Below are 2436 nucleotides of genomic sequence, written 5' to 3'. Positions count from 1 at the left end.
TGTCAATGATCTTCAAAAAATGCACCAGAAAGATCGTCTAAAAGTGAACCACCGGTCAACCTAAAAAATTAAGTGCGGTGTTTAAAACGATAAGACTCATTCCCTGTTTCTAAAATATGACAATGGTGAACAAGTCGGTCCAATAAGGCATTGGTCATTTTGGCTTCGGTAAATAAACTTCCCCACTCGGAAAACGCTAGATTCGTGGTAATAATCACGCTGGTCTGTTCATGCAATTGACTCATCAAATGAAAGAGCAATGCCCCACCTTTTTGACTAAAAGGCAAATAACCGAGTTCATCTAAAATCAACAGGTCATAACGGGTCATTTGTGGAATGAGTTTAAAGTGTTTGTGCTGGCTGTCGAGTTCTAACTGATTAACTAAATCCAACACATTCCAAAACCGTACTTTATAGCCTTGCTCGGTAGCTTGGAGTCCCAATGCTGTCGCAAGGTGGGTTTTCCCTGTCCCAGGTCCTCCGACTAAAATCACATTCCGTTTCGCCTGAATATACTCCCCACTCAGTAATAGTTGCAGGTGAGTATCTTCAAGAGGGCTGTGCTAAAAATCAAACTCAGCCAATGTGCGTTGTTGGGGGAATTTTGCCCGTTTAATCCGTCCGAGCGTTTGGTTAATCTGACGTTGGGTTAATTCGACATTCAACAGCCGCATTAAAATCTCTAACGTCGGGCGTTTACGTCGTATTCCTTCTATCACAATATCATCAAATTCATTGAGCATGGCGGTTAATTTGAGTTGTTTGAGTAAATCAAGATAGGGTTGTCTATCCATAAAAAGACTCCTTAAGATGAATGAAGTGCAGGAAAATCGGTTTGTCTGCGATACTGAATCAGTTGGTCAAATTGGGCTAAATTGGCTTTTGGGGGTAACGTGAGTGCGACGTGAGCCGTTTTGATTTTAGGGATATCTGGCTCAGTTAAACGTAGGATAATGTTTAACACAGCTTCCACGGTAGGCAGCCCTTGTTCTAAGGCAAGCTCAGCTGCGGTTACGCCAATCTCTTCGCCAAAATCGGCAATTAAACTCAGTAGCTTCACCATCGCTTTATCGCCACGGGGGTGTTTGAGTAGGTGCTGTTGTAAGGTTTTAATCGCAGGGGGTAATGCCCAGCCCTGAAAGGGTTCGCCGTGACGTAATGCCCCCGGTTTTTGTTTCAAGGCAGAGAGATAATGCAACGGGTTATAACTGGTCCCCCCTTTGACAAATTGACGGGGATGAGATGCCACAATCTGTTGTTGGTAAATCAGCACAATCTCTTCCGCCCCAATTTGGGCAATCAGCTCTTTGCCACATAAATGGCAAGGGACGCTGTATCGATGATTATCGTATAAGACCAACGCACTGGAGTTGACTAATAAGCGTTCCGTACGATATCCCTGATAAGGCGTAAAGGGAGAAAGGCAGGCTTTTTCTTTGGCTAAACATTCCGCAATAGTTTGCTGTTTATCTTCGACCCAAGGTTGACTCACCATCTGTTTTGTACACCAAGCGGTAAGATATTCATTGAGTTCGGCAAGCGATGAGAATGATAAGGTGGGCTGAAAGAGGCATTTACGTAGAGTTTGTACTTGTCGTTCAACTTGCCCTTTCTCCCAACCTGATGCGGGTGTGCAGGCAACAGGCTCAATTAAGAAATGGTTCATCATCGCTAAAAAGCCCGTATTGAAGGTTCTTTCCTTGCCCGCTTTTATCTGTTTGACAATGGTCTTGGGATTATCATAAATACCCCGTAAAGGCACTCCGCCCCAATAAGCAAAAGCGTGATTATGGGCATCAATAACCATTTCTAAGGTTTGTCTAAAATAGGCACGAACATAATATGCCCGTGAATGACATAAGCGAAAATGGGCGATGTTCACTTTCGTTTCTACGCCATCGAGAACCACCTTTTCCACACTCCAATCAAATTGGTAAGTTTCTCCGATAGGGAATTTTTGTGGAATAAAGACCGTTGTGAGCGTTTGTTTATGCTCTGCTTTAAAGCGTTTAATAAAACGGGATACACAGGCATATTTCCCTTCAAAGCCAAGGCTACAAAGGTATTCAAAATGCCGTACGGCGGTCAAACGCTGAGAGGGTGGTTGAGCGAGTTCAGACTCTAACCGCTCAACCAACAACGTTTTGTAGGGTTCAAGTTTAGGGGAAGGGTATCGCTGACGTTGATAGTGCGGTGGTTCAGTCACCGTTAAATATTTTTTCACTGTGCGACGACTGAGATGCAGTTTGTCAGCGATTTTACGTTGAGATAAGCCGTCTTTATAAAAGAGACGGCGGATTTTTAAGATGGTTTCCATACAAAGCATACCCAAAGTGTCCTTGTTGAAATAACAAGGAGTTTATCAAAAGACCGAGTGGTACACTTTTATCGGATCTTTTGCGGTTTAGTTGGTGTATTTTTGCAGGATCATTAACA

General features: G+C 43.4%; 1 protein-coding gene and 1 pseudogene. Both read right to left on the bottom strand.

Annotated elements, in window-relative coordinates:
• Positions 1 to 68 precede the first annotated feature (68 nt).
• Positions 69 to 794, bottom strand: a pseudogene (gene istB / locus C0975_RS11200) (IS21-like element helper ATPase IstB).
• Between the two features lie 11 nt (positions 795 to 805).
• The gene (gene istA / locus C0975_RS11195) at positions 806 to 2326 is read right to left on the bottom strand and encodes an IS21 family transposase (protein ID WP_101776448.1); all 1521 of its coding nucleotides are present in this window, start codon (positions 2324 to 2326) and stop codon (positions 806 to 808) included.
• Positions 2327 to 2436 lie beyond the last annotated feature (110 nt).

The organism is Pasteurella oralis, from assembly GCF_002850605.1.
GTDB classification, from domain to species: Bacteria; Pseudomonadota; Gammaproteobacteria; order Enterobacterales; family Pasteurellaceae; genus Pasteurella; species Pasteurella oralis.
This window is presented reverse-complemented; position numbering and strand designations above follow the sequence as displayed.